Origin of the sequence: Paraferrimonas sp. SM1919 (genome assembly GCF_010993985.1) — a bacterium.
GTDB lineage: Bacteria > Pseudomonadota > Gammaproteobacteria > Enterobacterales > Shewanellaceae > SM1919.
Window position 1 is genome coordinate 29,265 of record NZ_WINH01000010.1, and the last position, 24,483, is coordinate 53,747.

Here is a 24,483-nt window from a genome sequence, read left to right on the forward strand (position 1 = left end):
AGTAAGGGGGTTACTTTTTAATGACTTTATCGGTGACATCAGTAAGCATCAATGCTTGTTGTTCAGAACCCGCAACTGTGCCGTAGTGACGTAGACCTTCAACTCGATAATAGCGGGCGCTTTCTAACTGGTTGTCTCCTACCTTATATTGGTTTGCACCACGAATCACAATATTTGGCAAGATGATGTCATCGGTATTACTGAGTGGAGGCTGCAATAAAGCGATATTGTTTTGCAGCACTTGGGTGACTTGATAATTAAGCTTATTGGAATGAATTTTAATAATACTTCCATTGAGCTTAGCAATGTCTTGATGCAAAGCTAGCTCACTTAAATCGACTGATTTCACAAAGAAATTTGAGGTAGCGACGGGAGTAAATTTAGAACTCGGCTTCACCAGCGCAGCGGTTTGCGCCACTGGTGCTTTGCACTGATTTAAAAATTTCTGTAAATGTGACTGATTTTGTATGTTAATTGCTAACGCTAATTCACCAGCAATGGCACTTATCATCGATAAAGGGTGTTCCGCTAAAAAGTCCTTGGTCAGTTGATTTACTTTGGCTGAAATTTGTAATCTATTGTTAGCAAGTTCATCTACGTTTTCAACGTTAATAAAATGAGCTTGGCCAAAATGATTGATTAAGTGGATACTCGCGTATGCATTCATAGTGTTTTGTGATTGCACAATTAAATCAAGTGTTAAACGACCTTGGTCATCGCAGTGTAAATTGAGCTGTTGGATATTTTGGCCAAGCTTAAGTTGGGCTTGATTAGCTTGTTGCTGCCATTGCCCAGTTTGTTCTTGCAGTAACCAGTTATTCAACCCCGAAAACGTGCCGGGTTGGTAATGACTCGTGCAGCCACTAAGTAGGCTTGTTAAGAGGATAAGAGGTAAAATTAACGGCTTCATGAAGTGCGCTTAAAAATTCAAAAAGATATTATAAAAGGTTCAATTTCAAGGTAAACCACCTAATATTAAAATAGCGGCCATTTTTGAACTTTTTTTATCCTAGTTGACGTAATAGTTACGCAGAAGACAAATTTCAGGGCATTCGTTAACAATAAGGAAATATTTTGATATCAGCACTGTTAGATGCATCGGTTATTTATAGTTTTGATAAAACTGGATACCTAAGACATAGTAAAAATTACCAGCAACTTGATCAACAAGCCTTTGTCGGTAAAAAAATATTGGTCACAGGTGGCTCTAAGGGGATTGGCCTAGCGTTAACCAAGCAACTCCTTGCCCACGGCGCTGAGGTGTACTTTACAGGTAGGAATGCCAAATTCGAAGGTGAGCTTGGAGTTATGGGGCACTATCTTCAGTTTGACCTACTTGATGATGATATGAGCGTTTTTAACGGTATCGCCCCTTTGGATGCATTGGTATGTAACGCTGGCGCCATGCCTGCTCAAAAAATATTGCATCCCAGCGACATCGAATCGATATTTTATACCCAAGTCATCAGCCATCTAAAATTGTTTCACTGCCTGCACAGCCAAGGCAAGCTTAAACCAAACGCGCATATTCATTTTAATTCCAGTGGTGGCATGTATTTAAAAAGATTGGATTTAAGGGATTTGGGGTATCACCAGCGACCATACAATAAGGTAGATGCCTATGCCAATGCTAAGAGGGCTCAGGTAACCCTATTACCGCTGCTTGCAGAAGCTTTTTCAGAGTATACTTTTGCCGCTTCCCACCCAGGCTGGGTAGATACCGAAGGTGTCCAAGATTCGATTCCTGGCTTTGCCAAACTTTTTGAGGACAGATTAAGGACACCAGACCAAGGGGCGGATACCATGTTGTGGTGCCTTGCTCAAGAGCAACTGCCCAATGCCAAATTTTGGTTTGATCGCCGCCAAGCCAAAATTACCCCAGTACCTTTTACCAAGAGTCCGCCACAGCATATTGACAAGCTGTGGCAACTCGTACAAAAGCTCAGTCTTTGTTAGTCTTTGGCTTAGGTTTCCAGATTTGAATTTGCTGGCGGCCGTATTGGGGCTTATTCGCGTTTCTGGGCTGAGAATCTATTTTCTCACGAGTCACTGGCGCATCTGGGCGTTGCTGTTGTTGCAAGGCTCTAAAAAGATTACGCATCAACTGAGATTGACAAGCACGGTAATGACGATTGTCTTCTTTACGGAAAAAAGCACTTAATTCTGAGCGACCAATACGGAAGTTTACGCTTTCAAGTAACTTGATAATGTTGTCATCTTGCCAATTTAAGGCAATTTTAAGCTTACGAAGAACAATGTTGTTGTTTAGCTTATGCTCAGGTTTAGGTTGGGCGCCTTCTTTTTTACCACGCTTAAGGTTGATAAAACCATTTAAGAATGCCGCAAAGTCTATATCTTTAATTTCTTTAAAGTCTTTATCTTCATCTTTTTTTAGCCATAGCGGAATATCCGAGATGTCTATTTTATGCTGAGCAAGCTTAAAGATGTCAGCTACTTTTTTGTCGTTTAGCTGAAAGATAAAACGCAGGCGGCGAAGGTAATCGTTATTAGTCACTGTGCTTCTCGATGTATGGGGTCTAGTGCATAAGCGTGTAGTTTAGCATTTTTTGGCCATAGATAGTTAAGCTTAGATTGCAAAACTGGGTTAAGATCATGCTATGTATCACTATTGCTTACAAAATTATGAATACTCAACAAAATAATCCATTGCATGGCGTTAAGTTACAAACCATAGTAGAAGAATTAGAAGCCACCATTGGCTGGGAAAAAATGGCGGCTAAGGTAAAAATAAACTGCTTTAAGTCAAACCCAAGCGTCAAGTCTAGTTTGACTTTTTTAAGGCGCACGCCTTGGGCTAGGGAAGAGGTAGAAAATTTATACCTTAAGGAATGTTTAGGGCTTAAACCAGTCGTTAAACAACAAGCCGACAGCGATCCTTGGGGCAAAGCTAAGGGTAAATACAATTAATCGATATAGCGGTGATATAGCTAAGTAATTACTAAACATGGAGAGAGTTGTGGTTCGTTATTTTTTTATCGTTTTACTATTGGTGGGGTTTAATGCCTGTGCCAAGTTGGCCTTTGATAAAATTGTCTACACAAGTCAATTCGAATTGACACAGCCAATAGAAGCGGCCCAACTCGAATTTAATGGTAAGGCTAAATCATTAATCTCAGTGGGAATAAATGAACAGCAGCAGTATCATCTGTTAGTTTGGCAACTGACTAAGAACAAGCTGACAACCGTTTTAGAGCTGCCCTTCCCTGATAATAGCTTTGCCTTCGATATTTCCGAGCACACCGCTTATCAAAAAGCACAACAGGTGGTGGTACAGGCCAGTAGTGGCGTCTATGTCCTCAATTATCAAACTAAATCGTGGTTACAGATCAGCAACAATTCTGGCTTGTTGGCTCAGGGGGGATATCAGGGCTATTTAGCCAAGCGAGAGTTGCTTAGCGATGTCAATGATGACGGCATCGAAGATGTCTTTATTCAGGGTTTTAATCAACTCGAAGTGCTGATCGCCAAAAAGCAGCAATACCAATCTATGCTGTTGCCAATAAAATCGAGTTTCAATCTTGAGCGGGGTGAATATCAATATACCCCAGCTAATGTCTATGTCGCTGACATGACCTTAGATGGCTTAAGTGACATTATCTGGGTGACCGATAACGGTTATGCTATTTTTAAGCAAGTTAGCTTTTATCAGTTTGATCCCGAACCAATCATTAAAGACTTTGGCCAAATCCGCTTGAGTGTGTCCCAATGGTGGCAACAGCGCGACAAGCACGGCCAAACACCCGATCAGTCAAACCTAAAATTTCGACGCATTCGTGCCCTTAAGGACATGAATAATGATGGTTTAGTGGACTTATTGGTGAGTTACTCGCAAAGCTCAGGGGTACTTGATAGAAGTAACGACTATGAGTTGTATTTAGGGATGGCAACCGATATGGGGCTAAGTTTTTCCAAGACGGCAGATACCATAGTCAAGGCAGAGGGAACCCTGCAAAATGCCTTCTTTGAAGACTTAGATAAAGACAATAAACCTGAGGTGGTGGCCATCGGTTTTGATATTGGTTTAGGTAAGATCATCAGTGCATTATTATCAGGCTCTATTGCTCAGGATGTGCATTTTTTTAAACTGGATAACAACAATCAGTTTCCAAAAAAAGCCAATGTCACTAGGCAAGTGGATTTAAGCTTTAGTTTAAGCTCAGGTAAAAGCGGCAACCCATTAGTTAAGCTCGCCGATGTTAACGGCGATGGCTTTAAAGATTTGCTGCTTGGGGATGACAGTGAGGCAGTGGATGTCTATTTTGGCGAAGGAAGCGCGGCCCTGTTTAATAAGCGCGCTGCTAGTTTTGAAGTCAACTTACCTAAAAACAGTCAATTGGTGAGCGTTGCAGACATTAATAACGATGGCCGTGATGATTTGCTAATTAAATTTGGTAAGCAAGATGGGCAACAAAATCTGAACCAAATAATATTGATGATCGCATGGAGTGATTAATTTCACATTCCTCATATAAAACTTTAATTGATAATCATTATCACTGGCATTAAGGGCTGACTTTTTTATAATGTCAGCCAACTTCTTTGAAACTTAAACATAAAACAGTGAAAGCAAAATCTTGGTTTAACCTGCATCATTTTTGTGGCTTCTTTTTTGGCCTGCTGTTGCTATGGGTTTCATTCACCGGCACCCTAGCGGTGCTGAGCTACGAGGTGCAGTACCTAAGTGATGATAAGTTTCAAGCCAGCCAACCCTACCAAGGCCAAGTCAATTGGCAGCAGCTAGAGCAGCAATTAAACCAGCACTACAGCGGTTATCAAATCCAAGATGCTCGCCTGCAAAGCAGTGATTACCACGCCGGCGAAGTCCGTATTCGCAATCAACAAGAGGTGAAATACGTTTACTTTGATGCCACCACTGGCCACATCACCGGTGAGGGCAGCTATGGTCGTTATAGCCGCTTCTTGCGAGATATTCACCGTAATTTATCTATGGGCGCCGAGGGCAAGTGGCTAGTGTGTTTGATGAGCTTACTGCTTATTGGGTTGTTTATTTCTTCCTTTCAGGTTTATAAAAACTGGTGGCATGGTTTTAAACGGTTGCCTAGCTATTTTAAAGCCAGTAATAAGCGCAGCTTTTGGTCCGATAGCCATAAATTATCAGGGGTTTATAGCCTGTGGTTTATTGCAGTTATGGGATTTACTGGTAGCTTTTACTTGTATGAACATGGCGCCTCCCAGCTAGGGGCACCTATCTATAAAGTGCCGCTTGTGGCAACGGCAAATACCGATGAACAACAGGCGTTACCTTTTAGTCAATTGCTTGAAACTGCCAAGCAGCACTGGCCACAACTAGAAATTAGGCAGTTTTCTTACCCTGTAAGCTATAACGGTAGTTTTAGTGTATCTGGGCAGACCGATGCCATGTTAACCATAGATAGGGGCAATACCCTGTGGTTAGATATGTACACAGGTAAAGTGCTTAATCAGCAACGGGCCCAAGAACTAAGCCCCTTAGTACGCCTTGGGGATGCCATGGATTACTTTCATTTTGGTACACTTGGTGGGCTAACCACTAAGCTGATCTGGTTTGGATTTGGCCTTATTTTATGCGTCTTATCTATTACCGGGATGCGCATGTATTGGCTGCGAGTACGCCGCCAGCAACCTTCAATCTTAAAGTGGTTAGGGGCAGGGGGGGTATTCTCTGTGATTATTATCCTTGTCAGTACTTACCTGACCATAGTTAACTTTGCCCAGTTCCCTAATAATGAGGGAACGGCTCCATACCTCTATTCCTCCCAATAACAATTTTGGTAGAACTTGGCATTTATTACTAAAATGGATGCAAGTTTTTTTTGGCTGTCATAGATACTGCCAGACAACTGAGATTGAGAAGCCTATATGTGCATTAGAGCTGCCACAAAAGCGGATTACGATGAGCTGATAGAACTTTGGGAGCGCTCGGTTAGGGCCACCCATGATTTTCTACCTAATCAGTTAATCAGCGAACTTAAAGTGAGTTTACGTAATCAGTACTTGGCTGCGGTGCAACTGTTTTGTGTGCAGAAGCGGGGCGAAGACATAATGGGGTTTGTGGGTGTGACCGATGGCAATATAGAAATGCTGTTTGTCCACCCTAATTACTTTAGAAAAGGGGTAGGGCAGTTATTGGTAGAGTTTGCCACAAGAAAGCTCAAAGCCAGCAGCGTTGATGTTAACGAGCAGAACCCCCAAGCCTTGGCCTTTTATCTTGCCCTAGGGTTTGTGCAAACTGGCAGGAGTGAAGTTGATGCTCAGGGTAATCCTTTCCCGCTATTACATCTATCATTAGCGGTATAGCTCGCGTCAGCGACTCGGGGTCATGGCGTAGTGTTTTTTAAAGGTTTTGCTTAACTTTTGAGTAATGATTAATCTTGATTTTTACACTTGCTTAGTTGGCTTCACAGGTAAGCAGTTATTGAAAAATTGATTAAAGTCGGCTTTTGTGATGCGAGTGAAAAACACCCACAAATAGTTGATATTTAAACCGCAATTCGATAGTAATAGGGCTTATTACATTAAGTCGTTTCAGGGAAGAAACAATGAAAAAAGGGTTCATCGCTTTAGCCACTTTGCTGTTGAGTGGCTGCTCCTCAATCGTTGCCTATCAAATTCAAAACCCGACCACTCAAGATATCAATGGATTGGGTGATACGGCAGCTTTACTTTATGAAGTCTTTGATGTTAGTAGTAAACACTACTGTGCCGATAGCCAGACTTGTTTTGACAATTTATCCGCGCCAGCATTAGCCGAGGGGAAGCTGCAGTTAAATTTTGAATTCCCTATGGCGGTTGGTGAAGAGGTAGTTTCTACAAAAATAGATCAACTTATTAAAGCAAAGAAAGAAAATCTTGCAGCCAATAAAACGGTGGTGTTGCTACATGGTTATTCCATGGCAAAAGAGCAAATGCTCATCGCTGCGACTCAGCTGCAGTTATATGGCTTTAATGTGTTAGTTCCCGACCTTGCTGGACATGGCAGTTCGACACTAGCTTTCGGGGTGGGCGTGCAAGATGCTAGTACCATAGCACAATTTGTTAATGACACTGTCCCTAATGAGCATCAGGTTTATTTGTTAGGCCTTTCTTTAGGCTGTTTAACCGCGTTACATGCAAGTCAGTCCATTGCCAATTTAAAGGGAGCCATTTATATTGCGCCGCCGCAGGTGTTTGATAAATCGGTGCAGTCTGTTGCTAAACTTTTCTATCCAACATTAACAAAGCTTGTTGGTGAGGATGCGATAGCAGAGGGCGTCGATAGGGTATTAACTGACGCTAAAGTCACCCTTGCTCAAACCGACTTTAGCCAGCTTGCGCTAAAGTCAAAACTTGAGAGTTTAGTGTTTGTTTCTGACCAAGATAGTATTGCGCCTGCGGTAGTCGTTAAAGGAATTAACAAACCCAATTTTGATATTGTTAATATTAAGGATAGACCGCATATGTCATGGGTCGCTTTTAGTGAAGAGCAGGAAAAATACTTATTACCTTTCTTAAGGAAATAAAAAAGCCCCCAATATTCGGGGCGAATTAGCGTGGAAAATAACTGTGTTATTTTTTCAGGAAACCTTCAAAGGCTTGGCGCATTTCACTAACGCCGGTTTCAATTTCTGGGTCCTGTAGTACCCTTTGCCACCAGGCGCTCAGTTTAGGAAAGTCCTTTAAGATATTCATTTCACCGAACTGGGCAGGAGTAGCGACCACAAAGTACATCACCGCGGCAGTGGCAATGTCTGCTAAATCCAGTGGTTTTAATTCTCTGTTATTGCTGCTGAGTAGGCGTTCGCCCTTATCCAGTTCTACCCTTACCTTTTGCATTTGCGCATCCACATCAATCGCAGGGCCACCTAGCAATTGCCCAAATAATGGCAATAATGAAGGAGCAAGATGCTGATCAACATACCTTAGCCATTCATGCATGCGGGCGTTAGCCAACGGTGCAGAGGGGCTCAGTGATTGCTCGGATAGGGCATCTAAATATTGCATGATCGCCCAAGACTCTGATAAATACTCACTGTCCGAGAGCTTAAGTACTGGGATTTTGCCAAGGGGGTACTTGGCTAAAAACTCAGGGCTTCTAAGGGCAAAGTCAGGGGCTGTGATTTCTACTTGATGCTGTTGCTTGGCAATTAAGATACGTACTCGGGTCGAGTAAGGAGAAAAATTAGAGCTTAGTAATTGCATTTTTTCAGTCCTTAAATCAGGTGAATACCAAAGGCTGCATTGACTAAAAGGCCAACCCAAATTAGATAAACGTAGGGGCGAACTCGACTGAGTCCTGAGCTAATTAATTGATCTGATTCTGCCGATGCGCCTTGGCGCATCATCATGCCAAAACCATCGATAAAAGGTTTGAGTTGCAGGCGAATGCCCAACCCACAGGCCACCATGGCGGCAAACACAATTAACTTGTAGCTGAGCCAGTCTTGGGTGATGGCACCATCGCCGGTTAATGAGGTGCCAGCAAAAAATAAGCAGCTGGCAATCACCACTAATCGAAACCCAAAGTCGAATTGGGTTAGTGATTTAGTAAAAGACTTACCATGGGCGAAATGCAGTACCAGCACCATAGCTAACCAAGCTAAACAAATCACCCAGATAACTGCCATTAACCAACTAGGCATGGTTATCATGCCAGTGTTAACCGCCATTTGCAGTCCTGGGGCTAAAATCAATGCCATACAAATGCGGGGGCCTTGGTCGACGCCCATCATAATGGTTAACGCAGTAGATCGCTGTTGTTCCGATAATTTATTGTTGGCAACATAGCGTGAAGCATAGAAGGTTCCCAAATCTCCCCCGAGCCAATATACGAAAAATAACAAATGTAATAGTTTTAACAACAAGTAATCAGACATAGTAATGGTGATTTCATGGACGATTGTTTTGAGTCTAAGGCGGTAACGAAACTTGTTGCATTGATAGATAGCAAATGTACTATTGATATATCAAAGCAGCGGGGTATAATTTAATTAAACTGACTTATATCAATAACAATCTTTAGGTGTTTATGGAACTTAATCTCCTTATTCAGGATCCCCGCCTTAAAACGGCACTCAATCATGATGTGCCAACGCCTCTGTATCATCAGGTATATCTATTTTTAAAAGAAAAGATCCAATTAGGTGATATTGGTCATGGCGAAAAAATGCCAACTGAGCATGAAATATCAGAGGCTTTCGCGGTATCCCGTATTACAGCGAAACGCGCTATGGATGAGTTAGCAGAAGAGGGCTATATCAAGCGCCAGCGCGGCCGTGGTTCCCATGTGACCTTTCAAAATCGCACCGAACAGGTAAAGGCGCCGTTAAGCGGTTTATTAGAAAGTTTACAAACCATGGGGCAAGCAACCCAGGTACGTTCCATTACTTTTGCAAAGAAAATACCGCCTATAGATATTGCCAAGCGCTTTAATCTTGGAGAGGGTGAGATGCTGTATCAGTCCGTTCGTTGCCGTTTAGCTGATGGTATTCCTTTTGGCTACTATGTCAGTTGGACCCGCGATATTGGCGAGCAATATAACGAACAAAATATTTTATCTATGCCTAGGCTGAAGCTATTTCGGCAAATTGGACTGCGCCTAGATAAGGTTGAGCAAAGTGTCAGTGCTACGCTATCAAATGTGGATACCGGATTGCAGCTTGATATTCCAGCGGGTAAGCCTTTATTAGTGTTAGATAGATCCATGTATGATGCTGATGGCGTATTGGTGGATCATTTATATGCCTTGTATCGTCCTGATCAATATCAGTTTGAAATGGAATTTTCGATGCAATAATTTTATATACAGGAGAAAAGCGATGACTTTGAAAAGGATGCTCTTAATTGCGACGACAGTATTTGTTGGTAACGTAATGGCTGAACCTTTAACGGTGACTATTGATGGCATTAAGTCTAACCAAGGAAATATTGTCGTCCAGTTCTACGACAATAAAAAAGATTGGATGGAAGAAGACTTAGAGCGCATGGTTCATAAAAAAGTGTTAAGTGCTGCGGATCTCCAAGGCACGACTACATTTGATGTCGAGCTAAATTATGGTGAATATGCAATTTATGTTTATCATGATAAGGATGCCAATGGGGAGTTAAATTCTAACTGGATTGGTATTCCTAGAGAACCTGTAGGCTGCTCTAACAATGCCAAGGGCTCGATGGGACCTCCGAAGTATAAAGATGCAAAATTTAGCTTTAATGCCGAGCAAAATAGTCATAGTTTGACCATAGTTGAACTTTAGCCGAGTAATATAAGGCGCAACTTACAACAACTAAGCTTCCTTCTGGGAGCTTTTTTTATTGTAAAGAATTTTCAATGTTTCGATAAAAACATACAAAAGCAACAACAAATGGTTTACTATTTGCCCCGATTTTTTAGAAGAAAAGAAGTATTTGGGCTAGACCCATAAAGACTTAGGGACGATTCGATGTCAAAAATTATTTATACCCTTACCGATGAAGCACCAGCACTGGCGACTTTCTCACTACTACCTATTATTCAAGCCTTCACTGAAGCCGCTGGCGTAGAAGTTGAGACTCGTGATATTTCTCTAGCGGGTCGTGTACTTGCAAACTTCCCAGAAAACCTAACTGAAGAGCAAAAAATTGGTGATGCATTAGCAGAGCTAGGCGAGCTGGCGAAAACCCCAGAAGCCAACATCATTAAGCTGCCAAACATTTCTGCGTCAGTACCACAGCTAAAAGCGGTAATTAGCGAGCTTCAAGCAAAGGGCTTTGACCTACCTAACTACCCAGAAGAGCCAGCGAATGAAGCTGAAAAAGAAATCAAAGCTCGTTACGACAAAATTAAAGGCTCTGCGGTAAACCCAGTATTACGCGAAGGTAACTCTGACCGTCGTGCCCCAGCATCTGTGAAAAACTATGCTAAGAAAAACCCACATTCAATGGGTGCTTGGGCTGCTGATTCTGGTTCTCACGTTGCTTCTATGAGTGGCGATGACTTCTACGGTTCTGAAGTTTCAACCACCGTTAGCGAAGCCACTGACGTTCGTATTGAACTAAAGACAGACAACGGTGATGTGATCACCCTAAAAGACAGCTTCCCACTGCAAGCCGGTGAAGTGATTGATGCGGCGCGTTTATCAGTATCAGCCCTACAAGACTTTATTGCTGCGCAAATTGAAGATGCTAAGCAGTCTGGCGTATTGTTCTCACTGCATATGAAAGCCACCATGATGAAGGTGTCTGATCCAATCATCTTCGGCCACGTAGTTAAAGTATTCTTTAAAGACGTATTTGCGAAACATGGCAAAACCTTTGAAGAGCTAGGTGTAGATGTAAACAACGGTCTTGGCGATGTGTTCGCTAAAATCGAAAAGCTAGATGACGCTGTAAAAGCTGAAATTGTTAGCGATATTGAAGCGGTATACGCTGCTGGCCCAGATCTAGCTATGGTTGATTCTGACAAAGGCATTACTAACCTACACGTACCTTCAGATGTGATTATTGATGCTTCTATGCCAGCAATGATCCGCTCTTCGGGTCAAATGTGGAATGCCCAGGGTAAACTGCAAGATACTAAAGCGGTAATTCCAGATCGTTCATACGCTTCAATTTACCAAGCGACCATTGACTTCTGTAAAGAGCACGGTGCGTTCAATCCAAGCACTATGGGTTCTGTACCTAACGTTGGCCTAATGGCACAAAAAGCAGAAGAGTACGGTTCACACGACAAGACTTTCGCAGTACCTGCAGCAGGTACCGTTGAAGTGGTTGCTGCTGATGGCTCAGTACTGCTTTCTCAAGCAGTAAGCCAAGGTGACATCTTCCGTATGTGCCAGGTGAAAGACGCGCCAATCCGTGATTGGGTGAAACTTGCGGTTAACCGTGCCCGTTTATCTAACACGCCTGCGGTATTCTGGTTAGACCAAAACCGTGCCCACGATGCAGAGCTAATCAAGAAGGTAAATGCTTACCTACCTGAGCACAATACCGATGGTCTAGAGCTACACATTCTAGCGCCAGAAGCGGCGACTAAGTTCTCGCTCGCGCGCATTAAAGAAGGTCAAGACACCATTTCTGTTACTGGTAACGTACTGCGTGACTACCTAACCGACTTATTCCCAATTCTAGAGCTGGGTACTTCAGCGAAAATGCTGTCTATCGTTCCGCTAATGAATGGTGGTGGTCTGTTTGAAACTGGCGCCGGTGGTTCTGCACCTAAGCACGTACAACAGCTAGAATCTGAAAACCACTTACGTTGGGATTCTCTAGGTGAGTTCCTTGCACTAGCGGCGTCTTTAGAGCATCTATCACAAGTAAACGATAATGCGATAGCTGCTGTTCTAGCAAGCACCCTAGACCAAGCAACGGGTCAGTTCTTAGACAATAACAAGTCACCTTCACGTAAGGTGAACGAGCTAGATAACCGTGGTTCACACTTCTACCTATGTCTATACTGGGCACAGGCACTAGCGGCGCAAACTGACAACGCAGAGCTACAAGCACGCTTTAAGGTTCTAGCTGAAACCCTTACTGCTAACGAGCAAGTGATTGTGGATGAGTTAAACTCTGCCCAAGGTGTGGCCGTAGATCTAGGTGGCTATTATCAGTTTGATACCAATAAAGCAGCCAATGCAATGCGTCCGAGTGCGACCTTAAACGCCGCTATCGCCGCACTATAATTTTTTTACCGCGTTTGCTTCGCGCTAACTGCGTTGCTTTCGAAAACGACCCGAGTCACATAGGCAAGCTATGCTCCCCGGGCTCGTTTTCTCAGCGCCTTGTTATCACTTTGCAAGCCTTGTAAAAAGCGGATAGAAGAATACTAATTCCTGATTACAGATTACCGAATCAGTATCCATAAAAAAGCCAGAGCAATTGCTCTGGCTTTGTTTTAGATGACAGATGATAGAAGACGGATTACGGACAGTCTGTACTCTGTACTCCGTATTCCGTATTCCGTAATCGCAATTCACCTCGTTTCTCGAAGCGAAGCGCCCTCGGATCTCGTTTCTATTTATCCGCTGTCTTCGAAAGGATCCAAACCGAGACTGCAGCAACCGCTGCAAACCCAGTCAGGATAATAACCGGCATTGCGCTGTATCCAAGCACATGCCAAATAACCGATTCTAAAGTACTCATGCTTTCTCCTTACTGCCAGCCTTCTACTTTGTGCATATCTGGCAAGTTATGGGCAATCCCCTTATGACAATCGACACAGGTGTATTTACCGCTTGCGAGTGAAGTGGAATGTTGCTTAGCACTGCGTGGGCTCTGTTCTGAAAAATCCATATATTCAAAATTGTGACAGTTTCGACACTCGAGTGAGTCATTTTTCTTTAAGCGAGCCCATTCACGCTCGGCAAGGTGACCACGACGAGCTTGGAACTTCTCAGGAGTATTAATGGTCTGCAGCACAAAGTGAGCAAATAATTCTTTGGAAGCCTGTACTTTACGGACAATTTTATCTGTCCACTCATGGGGAACATGGCAGTCTGAACAGATGGCCCGTACCCCTGAGCGGTTAGCATAATGTATGGTTTCTTGAATTTCTTCAACAATTGGGGCATGGCATTGGACACAGAATTCTTCAGTATTAGTGTATTCCATGCCAGTGTTGAATGCTCCCCAAAACAGCAGACCACCCATAAACCCCATAAACAACACTAACCCAACAGCGGCTTTACTTGGGCGCTTTAAAACTGCCCAGAATTGCTTGAATTTTCGTATAATAGCTTTCATGTCGGTTCACTTTGGTTACTGGAGTGATTTAACACGTTTAAAGGTATTGCCGACAAGCTGACGAGCATCGTTTTGTGGCACATGACACTGAACGCAGAAATAACGTCTTGGTGAAACATCTGCCAAAACATTGCCATCTCTATCGGTAAAATGAGTAACACTTATTTTGGTGGCTCCCATTTCCTTAGCGTTCTTCCAACCGTGACATGCTAGACACATATTGGCATTTAGCGATAATTCATAATTGCGAATATGGTGCGGGATTAGCGGTGGTTGGAAAACATAGTTACTTTCAATATCATATTGATCTCTAGGAACTTTCTTAAGTGGATCGGCAGGTCGAGTATGTGACAGTTCAGAACTGCCACGTAAAGACTCCAGTCCACCTATACCACCAGCACTTAACAGTTGAAAACTGGCAGCTAAGGTTAGTGCCACAAGGATTAAAATTAATTTCTTCATCATGTTAGGCCACCTTAGTGATTTTCACTGGGCATTTTTTAAAGTCAGTCTGTTTTGACAGTGGATCGGTCGCATCTAAAATCAGTTTGTTGATCAAAATACGAGCATCGAAAAACGGCACAAACACTAGACCTTTTGGCGGCTTGTTACGACCACGGGTTTCCACCCTAACCCGCACTTCACCACGTTTGTTACTGATCAATACCTCGTCACCACGGCGAACGCCACGGGCTTTGGCATCCGCAGGATGCATATAACAAAGGGCGTCTGGTACCGCTTTATACAGCTCAGGTACACGGCGTGTCATGGTGCCGGAGTGCCAATGCTCAAGCACTCGGCCGGTACATAGCCATAGGTCATGTTCATTATCAGGGGTTTCTGGTGGCGCCTCATACGGCGCTGAAATAATCCATGCTTTACCATCAGGTTTGCCATAGAATTCGAAACCTTTGCCCTTCGCGACGTAAGGATCTGAACCTTCAAGGAAGCGCCATTGGGTTTCTTTGCCATCAACCACAGGCCAGCGCAGGCCACGCACTTGGTGGTAATGATCGTAGGGGGCGAGATCATGGCCATGACCTCGACCAAAGCTGGCATATTCTTCAAATAGACCCTTTTGCAGGTAAAAGCCTTGATCACGGGCGTCATGGTTAAGGGCTTGCGCTTCAGATAAAGGATACTTATCCACTTGGCCATTTCTAAAAAGCACTTCATACATGCTCTTGCCTCGAACTTCTGGCATTGTGGCAATTAACTCCTCAGGCCATACTTCTTCGATTTTGAATCGTTTCGAGAACTCCATGATTTGCCATAAATCAGATTTAGCATCTCCTGGTGCTTCTACTTGTTGGTACCAAGCCTGGGTGCGGCGCTCGGCATTACCATAAGCGCCTTCCTTTTCGACCCACATCGCGGTTGGTAGCACTAGATCTGCCGCTTGTGCCGTGGCGGTAGGATAAGGGTCTGAACAGACGATGAAGTTTTGTGGGTCACGGTAACCAGGTAAGCGCTCCTCATTAATGTTAGGACCAACCTGCATATTGTTGTTACACATTACCCAGTAAGCGTTTAACTCACCGTCTTTTAATTTACGGTCTTGCAGTACCGCATGGAACCCCGGTTTTGCCGGAATGGTGCCCTCTGGAATTTTCCATAGGTGTTCAGCATGCTTTCTGTGCTTAGGGTTAGTGACCACCATATCCGCTGGTAAGCGGTGAGCAAAGGTGCCGACTTCCCTAGCCGTACCGCAGGCTGATGGTTGTCCGGTTAATGAGAACGGACTATTGCCCGGAGTAGAGATCTTACCTGTTAATAGGTGAATGTTGTAAACCAGAGAGTTCATCCAGACACCCCGGGTATGTTGGTTCATACCCATGGTCCACAGCGACATGACCTTGGTGTTTGGATCGGCAAATTGCTTCGCAAGAGTTAACAGCTTTTCTTCGCTTAGCCCTGTCATTTCTGCGGTTTTTTCGAGGGTGTAAGGGGCAACAGAATTTTTGTATTGTTCAAAGTTGATGCTGTCAATCTTACCCGAGTTGGCATTTTTAGCCTCTTGCTGCAGCGGGTGCTCATCCCGCAAGCCATAGCCAATATCTGTGGTCGCTTGCTTGAAGTGGGTGTGCTTATTAACAAAGTCCCAATTCACCGCATCATTTTCAATGATGTAATTAGCAATAAAGTTGGCGATAGCTAAATCGGTTTGTGGCTTGAAAATGTAACCATGGTCGGCCAATTCGAACGATCTATGGTAATAAGTCGAAAGTACGTTTACTTTAACGTGGGGGTGGGATAAACGACGGTCGGTGATGCGGGTCCATAAAATAGGGTGCATCTCAGCCATGTTCGAGCCCCAAAGCACGAAACAGTCGGCGTTTTCAAAATCGTCGTAACAGCCCATTGGCTCATCAATACCAAAGCTTCGCATAAAGCCACCAACAGCTGAAGCCATACAGTGGCGAGCGTTAGGGTCAATATTATTGGAACGGAAACCGGCCTTCATCATTTTCGCGGCAGCGTAGCCTTCCATAACAGTCCATTGACCTGAGCCAAACATGCCCACACTAGTGGGCCCTTTGGCTTTCAAGGCCGCTTTCCATTTTTCTGCCATAATGTCAAAGGCGGTATCCCAGCTTATAGGTGCAAAGTCACCGCTCTTATCAAACTTGCCATCTTTCATTCTTAGTAATGGCTGTGTCAGGCGGTCTTCACCGTACATGATTTTTGAAAGGAAGTAGCCTTTGATGCAATTAAGCCCTTTATTAACGGGAGATTCTGGGTCACCCTGAGTGGCAACGACGCGGCCCTCTTGGGTACCTACCAGAACCGAGCAACCGGTACCACAAAACCGACAAGGAGCTTTATCCCATTTTATTTTGGATTCATCTCGGCTCGCGATTAGATTAGTCGCCGTTGCAGGTAGTGTAATACCGGCTAGCGCGGCCGCAGATAGAGCGGCATTAGACTTAATAAATTCACGCCTTGAAAGTTTCATGCTTGTTCCTCATTCAACGTTGGCGCTGAAGCAGAACCTGCTGCTTCGTAAAAAAGCGCCCCTTCTTCTGGATCTTGGTCGATTTGGTGGTAAACCATGGTGGTCGTCAGCACGCCATCAAAGTTATTAATTTTTTCGATTATGTCAGTAATAAAGCCATGGGTTTGGGTTTCTAGCACTACAACTAATTTACCGATATCACTTTCGCCGTAGACTTCGGCCTCTGGCATGGCTTCAATGCTGGCTTTAGTCTGGGCTAGCTTATCTGGGCTAACTTGAACAATCAGGCTGGAGATATGTACTTCAGCTAAAGACATGAGTTCTATTCCTACAGTTGTATTATTTCGACGGCTGAAGTGGGGCAATCGGCAACACAGGCTCCGCATCCACTACAGGCTTGTTGATTAATTTCAGCTTTTGCTGGGCGTCCAATCTGTAACTTGAAAGTGATAGCCATTTCTGGACAAGAATCGCCACAACTGCGACATTCAACGCCATTTTCTAATAAGCATAGTTTATTTATAGACGCTTTTTGTTGCCATGGGGAGCTATCTTGGGGATTGAAGAGATTATCGGGACAGGCACCGGCACATTTGTAGCAAAAATCACACTCACCAAGACGGAAGTCAATGCTAGGAAAGCCGCCATCGCCTTTTACGATGATGTTTTGCGGACAAGCACTGATGCACTCACCACATTGACTGCATTGTGAGCAGAAGTTGTCTAAGTTTTTTATCCAAGGCAAGCTAACATTAGTCTCTGTCGCTTTGGGACTGAACAGTTTTCGTTTCGAAAGTTCCAAAGTGGTGAACCCTATATTATTTTTATAGGTTTAAGTGTAGTTTAGCTTTATAAATAATGAATACTCACGATTAAACAATAGTTGATCTATTCGAGATAAGTTACCGAAATAACACATAAAACGTGAGCATCATCGATTTATTTAGAATGATATAGAAGATATTTTTAGAGGTTAATAAAGCTGTGATGGCTTGCCGGTTTTGATTATCAAAAACATTGGATTACTAATATTTGTAGCAAGACAAATGATAGAAAAACCGACAAGTGTTGTTATCTATTGATCAGACTTGCAGTTCAATAGTGTTTTGTACCAATCTGATTGGGTAAGTATTTATCCGAACCTCTGGGCTGTCCAGGCATTGACCAGTCTCAAGGCAATACCTTTGCTTATAAAGGGGTGAGGCAACGATAATTTGTTTACCTTGGGAGCCAATGATCCCCCTTGAGAGCACATGGGCTTTTCCAATGGGATCGAAATTATCAACAGCAAATAACTGGTTAAGTGGTTTGGAATAAAAAATGGCAATTTGTTTTCCTGCGACCAGAACACACACGCCTGTTTCTGGAATAAGCTGGTTGATTTGGCACACTTGTGTCCATGTTGTCATTAGTTGATCTCCAATATCTTAATTTCGTGCTGACGACTCGGGCGTTTCTGGCCACGCTCGCGGGTATAGTTAAGGCTGCTATCAGATGCGTCACTGTTGATGAAGTGATTAAAGCGTTTGAGCATTTGTGGTGATTCGATAGTGGTTTTCCACTCACATTGGTAAGTGCCAATCACATGCTGCATTTGCTGTTCAAGTTCATCGTTAAGGCCCAATTTGTCATCAATGATGACACTCTTTAGGTAATCTAAACCGCCCTCAAGGTTTTCCATCCACACCGAAGTACGCTGCAGCCGATCGGCGGTACGAACATAGAAAATTAAAATGCGGTCGATGTATTTAATCAGAGTGTCAGTATCAATATCGCTGGCAAACAGCTCAGCATGGCGGGGGCGCATGCCGCCGTTACCGGCCACATACAAATTCCAGCCCGCTTCGGTGGCTATCACGCCGATATCTTTAGATTGGGCTTCGGCGCATTCGCGGGTACAACCGGAAACGGCGAATTTTAATTTATGGGGGGAGCGTAGGCCCTTATAGCGATTTTCTAAATCAATCGCCATGGTCATTGAATCTTGCACGCCATAGCGACACCAGCTGTCACCAACACAGGATTTTACCGTACGTAAGGATTTGCCATAGGCGTGGCCCGTTTCAAAGCCAGCATCAATAAGGCGACGCCAAATTTGTGGCAGTTCATGCAATTGGGCACCAAATAAATCCACCCTTTGGCCGCCGGTGATCTTGGTGTAAAGATCGTAATCTTTAGCTACTTGCCCTAATACAATTAATTTATCAGGAGTGATCTCACCTGCAGGTACCCTAGGCACCACTGAATAGCTGCCGTCCTTTTGCATATTACCTAGGTAAATATCATTGGTGTCCTGTAAACCAATATGTTCTTGTTCGAGAATATAATCATTCCAAAAAGACGCTAAAATTGACCCGACCGCAGGTTTACAAATATCACAACCAAGGCCACTGCCGTATTCGTCTAACAGGGCATCAAAGGTTTTAATCTTTTTCACCCGTACGATATCGGCCAGCTCGACCCTTGAATAGGCAAAGTGCTCACAAATATCGGTATTGACTTCCATGCCTAGGTTGGCCAGTTCAGCATCTAACACTTGCTTGGTTAACGCTGCGCAGCCGCCACAGCCACTAGAGGCCTTGGTGCTGGCTTTAATCGCGGCCATATCACAGTGACCAGCACTCACCGCTTGGGCGATATCACCTTTGGATACGTTATAGCATGAGCAGATTTGAGCACTATCGGGGAGGGCGTCCACTCCCATGGCTTCATCGCCATTGGCGCTAGGGGTGATCAATGTGCCTGGGTTTTCAGGCAAGTCCATATCATTGAGCATCATTTGCAGTAGGTTGCCATACTTGCTGGTATCACCAACTAAGACTGCGCCAAGCAACTTGCGGCCGTCTTCAGATACCACCAACTTTTGATAAATTTGTTCAACACCATCATCATAGCTAAACGTCATTGAACCTGGGGTGTTGCCATGGGCATCGCCAATAGAGGCCACATCCACCCCTAGTAACTTTAATTTTGTGCTCATGTCGGCGCCATTAAAGCTTTTAGGTTGCCCAAGCAGATGGTTAGCAGCCACATTGGCCATGTCATAGCCTGGAGCGACTAGGCCAAATATTTTGTTATCAAAAAGGGCGCATTCACCAATCGCATAAATATCTGGATGGGAGGTTTGACAGTGTTGATTGATCACGATGCCACCACGCTCACCGAGGGTTAATCCACAGGCTTTGGCGAGATCATCCTGGGGGCGAATACCGGCAGAAAATACAATGGTGTCGGTTTCTACAAAGCTGCCATCACTAAAGTTAAGGCGATATCTGTGCTGCTCACCGCTGATGATCTCTGTGGTCGCTTTTGAGGTATGCACCTGCACCCCCAATTTTTCAATCTTTCTACGGAGCAAGCTGGCGCCACCATCATCAAGCTGCACCGCCATTAATTTGGGTGCAAACTCAATCACATGGGTTTCTAGCCCCAGTTGCTTAAGGGCGTTAGCAGCCTCTAGGCCTAAAAGGCCGCCACCAATAACCACCCCAGATTTGCTGACGTGGGCTGAAGATTTGATCGCTTCTAAGTCTTCAATGGTGCGATACACATGACAGTGCTCGCCATCATTACCAGGAATTGGAGGGACAAATGGATAAGAACCAGTTGCTAAGACTAATTTATCATATTCATAACACTGGCCATTGGCGGTTGTGATGCTTTTGGCCGTTGGATTAATTTGGATAACTTTATTGTTAACTAAGAAGCTCACTTGTTGTTGCTGATAATTCGCAGCAGTAGTTAATGCTAAATCATCGGCACTATTACCAGTAAAATAACTACTAAGTTGAACCCTATCATAGGCCAGTCTTGGTTCTTCGGCGAAAGTGGTGATTTGGAACTGTTTATCGCTATCTAGCAAACACAGATCCTCAATAAAGCGATGGCCTACCATGCCATTGCCAATGACTAAAACTTTGCTTTTATTCATAGCAGTATCCTTATGCGGTAATAGGAAGGGGCTGCCCTTCGGATTGAATATGTGTTGGTTGCAAACTTAACTGTTCGGCCAAGTGGGTAACTTCACCGACAACAATTAGTGCAGGGGAATTTATTTTATGTTGACTAATACACTTGCTTAGATCTTTGAGGTGGCAATGAAAAGTCTGTTGCTGGGGTTGACTGCCACGATAGATAATTGCAGTTGGAGTATTAGCGCAAAGGCCATGAAGCCTTAACTGGCTGGAAATGACGTTGGCTTTGGTGAGCCCCATGTAGAACACTAAAGTGTGGTTTAAGGTGGCCAGTGCTTGCCAATTCATTGTGAGCTCTTTTTCGGCGTGTGCCGTTATCATGGTACACCCCTGAGATATCCCTCTGTGAGTTAAAGGAAAACCAGAGCTGGTGCTAGCTCCTGTAGCAGCACTGACTCCTGCAATACACTGACTAGTAATGCCTGCTTGTTTTAGAGCAAGCATCTCTTCAGCACCACGACCAAAAATAAAAGGGTCCCCCCCTTTTAAACGGCATACCCTTAAGCCTTGCTTGGCTTTATTGATCATTAATTGATTAATCGAGTCTTGATCTAAGCTATGTGAACCTTTGGCTTTACCTACACAAATAGACTCAGCGGTTGCGGGAAATAGCTGCCTAATAGCAGGACTAACTAGGTAATCAAATAAAATAACCTGAGCATTTTTAATGCTATTGAAGGCTTTTAGGGTCAGCAGTTCTGGATCTCCAGGGCCTGCACCGACGATATCGACTTTAGCTATATTTGTTGTTGCTGGCTTTGCCATAGAACACCCGCATTGAAAGAAATGGATACTGTTATTCAGGCAAACAAGGTGCCAGCCTTGGGTGAACAAAACTTAACCATGCGCTAAGCATATGTTTTGTATTGGTTTAATTTAGAATATCTGGGTTCTGAAAAGTTTTATGGCTGTGACTGGTGGGGTATTTTCAATATTTCTGCTGCAGGATGGGGCTTTGAATAAAGTGATTGCTCCAAAATGGTGAGAATTTGCCTTTGCAAAACAAATGGTTGTTGCAATATAGGATAGTAATGTTAATCCATAAATTTAACCTATTGTAAATTAATGGTTTTTATTTGGTTTAGTTATTTTAACTTGTATTTGGCGAGTTAATTGCTGTGTTTTACTTACAGCGATCAATTGAAGAACCGAAATATGCAAAATCAATCCCCGTGGACAAAAACAACCTGCGCTTATTGCGGCGTTGGCTGTGGTATCGAGGCCAAAGTCAATCTAGCAGGTAAACTTGAATTGCGAGGAGATGCCAGTCACCCTGCCAATTTAGGTGCACTTTGTTCGAAGGGCAGAACCTTAGCAGATAGCCTCACGTTGGAGTCTAGATTGCTCTATCCTAGCATTAATGGACAGGTCCACAGCTGGGCTGAAAGCAGCGATTTTATTGCTAAGCAGTTTAAGCAAATCGTGAATCAACATGGTGCCGATGCGATAGCATTTTATGTCTCTGGGCAATTGCTGACCGAAGACTATTATGTTGCTAATAAGCTTCTTAAGGGGTTTATTGGGAGTGGCAATATTGATACTAATTCAAGACTTTGTATGTCATCAGCAGTCGCAGGGCATAAGCGTGCCTTTGGTTTTGATAGCGTCTCTGGCTGTTATCAAGATCTAGAGCTTTGTGATTTATTGGTGCTGGTGGGTTCTAATTTGGCTTGGTGTCACCCAATTTTATTTCAACGCATAAAAACCGCTAAGGAAAACAACCCTAAACTCAAAGTCATAGTGATCGATCCCAGACATACTCCGAGCTGTGAAATTGCAGACTTGCATTTATCAATAAAAGCCAACACAGATGTCGCTTTGTTTAATGGTTTATTGGCGTATTTAGCCCTAAATCATCATATCGATACTGATTATATCGAACAATATACCCAAGGTTTTGATGAAGCATTGCTGCAAGCAAAATCATGGGCTGACATCCATAAATTGGCCCAATATACCGATATTGGAGTAGCACAACTGCAAGACTTTTTTGATAACTTTGCTACAACTGCAAAGGCAGTGACGATATTTTCTCAGGGAGTTAATCAGTCATTACAAGGTACCGATAAGGTAAATAGCATCATTAATTGTCATTTAGCAACCGGCAAGTTTGCCAAGCCAGGGGCTACCGCATTTTCAGTGACCGGGCAGCCAAATGCGATGGGGGGACGTGAAGTAGGTGGGTTGTCTAATATGTTGGCTGCTCATATGGATTTTGATGATCCCCAAGCTGCAAAATTAGTGTCTCAATATTGGCAGGCAAGCACAATGGCGAGTAAACCTGGTTTAAAAGCGGTAGAAATGTTTGAACAAGTCGCTTCAGGAAAAATTAAAGCAATTTGGATTATGGGAACCAATCCCGTAGTAAGTATGCCGAATAGTGATTATGTCGCTCAAGCACTCGAGAAATGTCCGTTAGTGATTGTCTCCGATGTGGTTAAACAAAACGATACCCTCGCTTTTGCAAATGTGAAGCTACCTGCACAGGGATGGGGAGAAAAATCTGGCACGGTCACCAATTCAGAACGCTGTATTTCGAGGCAGAGAAAACTGGTTAGCTCCCCTGGCGCAGCTTTGCCCGATTGGAAGATAATCGTTAATGTTGCTAAGGCTATGGGCTTTGGCGAATATTTTGATTATCAAAGTGAAGCGGATATTTTTCGAGAGCATTGTGGCTTGACTGCTTTTGGACAATCAGAGTTATTTAGAGACTTAAATTTAGCAGGACTTAAAGATATCACTGATGAACAGTATCAACAATTTAAGCCTAGTCAATGGCCCATTTTGACAATGGGGATGACGACGCAAAGGTTATTTACGGATAATCAATTTTTCACGGCGACGGGGCGAGCAAATTTTGTGCCGACAACCCAAAATCAAGCCATTATGGATAGCAGTCAATTTCCTTTTTTATTAAATAGTGGGCGAGTGCGGGATCATTGGCACACGCTAACTCGCACTGGCTTGGTCAATCAATTGAGTAATCATTATAGTGAACCTTTATTGCATATTAGTGAGACGGATGCTCAAGCACTTAACTTTAGTTCAGGTCAACTAGTTTCAGTTGTGAGTCAACAGCAAAAATTGGTGCTCAAAATACAAATAGATAAAGGATTAAGAGCTAAAGAGTTATTTATGCCCATTCACTGGAGCAACAGTAATTCCAGTGGGGTTAATCCCAGTAGGTTAACACAAGCATTAACGGATCCCATCTCAGGACAGCCACAATTAAAGGCGACGCCGGTGAGGCTGGAAAACTACAGCGCCCAATCGCAAGCGCTACTCGCTACAACTAAGCAATTGGATATGAAGGAGTTTGATTATTGGGTGGTACAAACTATAGCGGGTGGATTTTTGTATCAGATAAGCAGTCGTCAATCGGTAATGTCACTGCAGCAGTATCTTGATGAGGTTATCAGCGAACAACTAGGGGTAAATAAAATATGGCAACATCAACATTTTAGTCGTTCTAACAAGCTTTTTTTTCAAGAAGACAAGCTGTGTGCTAACTTAATAGTTGCAACCAAGCTTACTATTGAAAATCAATTTTTAGAAATGAGTTTAGATGCTGTTTCCATGGAAGATTTACAGCTAAGTTTACTAAAACAAAAAGGTTGTGCCAGTTTATCTTTAGGCCCTATTGTTTGCAGTTGCAAACAGGTCAGACTCAAGCAGATAACTGATGCTATAGAACAAAATGATGCTTCTAGTGTCAATCAACTTGGCAATAAAACGGGTGCTGGTCGAGGTTGCGGATCTTGCATTGGCCAACTTCAACAAATACTAGATGAAGTGGCATCAATCTCATATTAGTTGGCATCATTTTGCGGCGCACATCAT

23 protein-coding genes are annotated in these 24,483 nt (G+C 43.5%); 10 read left to right on the forward strand and 13 right to left on the reverse strand.

Annotated features, from left to right (window positions below; genetic code table 11):
• Positions 1-10: 10 nt before the first annotated feature.
• Positions 11-910: a hypothetical protein gene (locus tag GFB48_RS07665; protein WP_163933485.1), complete on the reverse strand. Its 900-nt coding sequence runs from the start codon at positions 908-910 to the stop codon at positions 11-13.
• Between the two features lie 164 nt (positions 911-1,074).
• Between GFB48_RS07665 and GFB48_RS07670 the strand changes: the two genes are divergently transcribed.
• A complete protein-coding gene (locus GFB48_RS07670) occupies positions 1,075-1,956 on the forward strand; it encodes an SDR family NAD(P)-dependent oxidoreductase (RefSeq protein WP_163933488.1) in 882 nt (293 codons plus the stop codon).
• On the opposite strand, the gene GFB48_RS07675 is transcribed toward GFB48_RS07670, so the two are convergent.
• Positions 1,943-2,515, reverse strand: coding sequence for a DUF1456 family protein (locus GFB48_RS07675; protein ID WP_163933491.1), 573 nt, complete (start codon positions 2,513-2,515; stop codon positions 1,943-1,945). The two genes, GFB48_RS07670 and GFB48_RS07675, sit on opposite strands and share 14 nt — an antisense overlap.
• 128 nt (positions 2,516-2,643) lie before the next feature.
• Here GFB48_RS07675 and GFB48_RS07680 point away from each other — a divergent pair, with 128 nt between their 5' ends.
• The 5 genes from GFB48_RS07680 (at position 2,644) to GFB48_RS07700 (ending at position 7,520) form a co-directional block, all read left to right on the forward strand.
• The gene (locus GFB48_RS07680) at positions 2,644-2,928 is read left to right on the forward strand and encodes a VF530 family DNA-binding protein (protein WP_163933730.1); all 285 of its coding nucleotides are present in this window, start codon (positions 2,644-2,646) and stop codon (positions 2,926-2,928) included.
• 49 nt (positions 2,929-2,977) lie between these two features.
• Positions 2,978-4,474, forward strand: a complete 1,497-nt coding sequence (locus GFB48_RS07685) for a VCBS repeat-containing protein (protein WP_163933493.1) — start codon at positions 2,978-2,980, stop codon at positions 4,472-4,474.
• A 107-nt stretch (positions 4,475-4,581) separates the two neighbouring features.
• On the forward strand, positions 4,582-5,784 hold the full coding sequence (locus tag GFB48_RS07690) for a PepSY domain-containing protein (protein WP_163933496.1): 1,203 nt from the start codon (positions 4,582-4,584) through the stop codon (positions 5,782-5,784).
• A gap of 96 nt (positions 5,785-5,880) precedes the next feature.
• The gene (locus GFB48_RS07695) at positions 5,881-6,318 is read left to right on the forward strand and encodes a GNAT family N-acetyltransferase (RefSeq protein WP_163933499.1); all 438 of its coding nucleotides are present in this window, start codon (positions 5,881-5,883) and stop codon (positions 6,316-6,318) included.
• A gap of 242 nt (positions 6,319-6,560) precedes the next feature.
• Positions 6,561-7,520, forward strand: a complete 960-nt coding sequence (locus tag GFB48_RS07700) for a carboxylesterase (RefSeq protein WP_163933502.1) — start codon at positions 6,561-6,563, stop codon at positions 7,518-7,520.
• Positions 7,521-7,566: 46 nt separating this feature from the next.
• On the opposite strand, the gene GFB48_RS07705 is transcribed toward GFB48_RS07700, so the two are convergent.
• On the reverse strand, positions 7,567-8,199 hold the full coding sequence (locus GFB48_RS07705) for a glutathione S-transferase family protein (protein ID WP_163933505.1): 633 nt from the start codon (positions 8,197-8,199) through the stop codon (positions 7,567-7,569).
• 11 nt (positions 8,200-8,210) lie between these two features.
• On the reverse strand, positions 8,211-8,873 hold the full coding sequence (locus tag GFB48_RS07710) for a hypothetical protein (RefSeq protein ID WP_163933508.1): 663 nt from the start codon (positions 8,871-8,873) through the stop codon (positions 8,211-8,213).
• A 152-nt stretch (positions 8,874-9,025) separates the two neighbouring features.
• Here GFB48_RS07710 and GFB48_RS07715 point away from each other — a divergent pair, with 152 nt between their 5' ends.
• The 3 genes from GFB48_RS07715 (at position 9,026) to GFB48_RS07725 (ending at position 12,653) form a co-directional block, all read left to right on the forward strand.
• Positions 9,026-9,793, forward strand: coding sequence for a GntR family transcriptional regulator (locus tag GFB48_RS07715; RefSeq protein ID WP_163933511.1), 768 nt, complete (start codon positions 9,026-9,028; stop codon positions 9,791-9,793).
• Between the two features lie 22 nt (positions 9,794-9,815).
• Positions 9,816-10,250 carry a DUF2141 domain-containing protein gene (locus tag GFB48_RS07720; RefSeq protein WP_163933514.1) on the forward strand — a complete coding sequence of 145 codons (435 nt, stop codon included), beginning with the start codon at positions 9,816-9,818 and terminating at the stop codon, positions 10,248-10,250.
• A 186-nt stretch (positions 10,251-10,436) separates the two neighbouring features.
• A complete protein-coding gene (locus GFB48_RS07725; RefSeq protein ID WP_163933516.1) occupies positions 10,437-12,653 on the forward strand; it encodes an NADP-dependent isocitrate dehydrogenase in 2,217 nt (738 codons plus the stop codon).
• A 331-nt stretch (positions 12,654-12,984) separates the two neighbouring features.
• Here the strand turns inward: GFB48_RS07725 and GFB48_RS07730 are convergent, their stop codons facing one another.
• The 9 genes from GFB48_RS07730 to cobA all read right to left on the reverse strand — a co-directional run bounded on the left by GFB48_RS07730 (position 12,985) and on the right by cobA (position 21,408).
• Positions 12,985-13,113: a TIGR02808 family protein gene (locus GFB48_RS07730; protein ID WP_163933519.1), complete on the reverse strand. Its 129-nt coding sequence runs from the start codon at positions 13,111-13,113 to the stop codon at positions 12,985-12,987.
• Between the two features lie 9 nt (positions 13,114-13,122).
• A complete protein-coding gene (locus tag GFB48_RS07735; RefSeq protein WP_163933521.1) occupies positions 13,123-13,713 on the reverse strand; it encodes a NapC/NirT family cytochrome c in 591 nt (196 codons plus the stop codon).
• A gap of 15 nt (positions 13,714-13,728) precedes the next feature.
• Positions 13,729-14,178 carry a nitrate reductase cytochrome c-type subunit gene (locus tag GFB48_RS07740; protein ID WP_163933524.1) on the reverse strand — a complete coding sequence of 150 codons (450 nt, stop codon included), beginning with the start codon at positions 14,176-14,178 and terminating at the stop codon, positions 13,729-13,731.
• Position 14,179: 1 nt separating this feature from the next.
• Entirely contained in the window at positions 14,180-16,669 is a 2,490-nt protein-coding gene (napA, locus tag GFB48_RS07745) for a periplasmic nitrate reductase subunit alpha (RefSeq protein WP_163933527.1), read from the reverse strand.
• Positions 16,666-16,986 carry a chaperone NapD gene (locus tag GFB48_RS07750; RefSeq protein WP_163933530.1) on the reverse strand — a complete coding sequence of 107 codons (321 nt, stop codon included), beginning with the start codon at positions 16,984-16,986 and terminating at the stop codon, positions 16,666-16,668. Before GFB48_RS07750 ends, napA begins: the two co-directional genes overlap by 4 nt.
• An 11-nt stretch (positions 16,987-16,997) precedes the next feature.
• On the reverse strand, positions 16,998-17,471 hold the full coding sequence (gene napF, locus GFB48_RS07755; RefSeq protein WP_163933534.1) for a ferredoxin-type protein NapF: 474 nt from the start codon (positions 17,469-17,471) through the stop codon (positions 16,998-17,000).
• A gap of 280 nt (positions 17,472-17,751) precedes the next feature.
• Positions 17,752-18,078, reverse strand: a complete 327-nt coding sequence (gene nirD, locus GFB48_RS07760; RefSeq protein ID WP_163933538.1) for a nitrite reductase small subunit NirD — start codon at positions 18,076-18,078, stop codon at positions 17,752-17,754.
• Positions 18,078-20,600: a nitrite reductase large subunit NirB gene (gene nirB / locus GFB48_RS07765; RefSeq protein ID WP_163933541.1), complete on the reverse strand. Its 2,523-nt coding sequence runs from the start codon at positions 20,598-20,600 to the stop codon at positions 18,078-18,080. Before nirB ends, nirD begins: the two co-directional genes overlap by 1 nt.
• A 10-nt stretch (positions 20,601-20,610) precedes the next feature.
• Positions 20,611-21,408 carry a uroporphyrinogen-III C-methyltransferase gene (gene cobA / locus GFB48_RS07770; RefSeq protein ID WP_163933543.1) on the reverse strand — a complete coding sequence of 266 codons (798 nt, stop codon included), beginning with the start codon at positions 21,406-21,408 and terminating at the stop codon, positions 20,611-20,613.
• Positions 21,409-21,798: 390 nt separating this feature from the next.
• On the opposite strand from cobA, the gene GFB48_RS07775 reads away from it, so the two are divergent.
• A complete protein-coding gene (locus GFB48_RS07775) occupies positions 21,799-24,456 on the forward strand; it encodes a nitrate reductase (RefSeq protein WP_163933546.1) in 2,658 nt (885 codons plus the stop codon).
• Positions 24,457-24,483 lie beyond the last annotated feature (27 nt).